General features: G+C 62.7%; 1 pseudogene. It reads left to right on the top strand.

The annotated features are described in order from the left end of the window. Positions 1-236 (top strand): annotated as a pseudogene (locus SB822_RS60965) (2-hydroxychromene-2-carboxylate isomerase); the annotation flags it as partial.

Consider the following 236-nt stretch of genomic DNA (forward strand, 5'->3'; position numbering starts at 1 on the left):
GAAGGGCGCCTACGTCTGGAAGGATATGGAACGGCAGTGCCGCAAGTACGGTATCGCCCTGACACGTCCGAGCGTTTTTCCGCGCGCCGCGCTGCTCGCGATGCGCGTCGCGCTACTCGGCGCCGAGCGTGAATGGATCGCTGCGTATTGCCGCGAGATCATGCAGCAGAACTTCGTGCATGACCGCGATATCGGTTCCGTCGAAGTCGTGGGCGAAGCGCTCGTCAAACTCGGCT

Origin of the sequence: Paraburkholderia sp. SIMBA_054, from assembly GCF_046534875.1 — a bacterium.
Taxonomy (GTDB): domain Bacteria; phylum Pseudomonadota; class Gammaproteobacteria; order Burkholderiales; family Burkholderiaceae; genus Paraburkholderia; species Paraburkholderia hospita.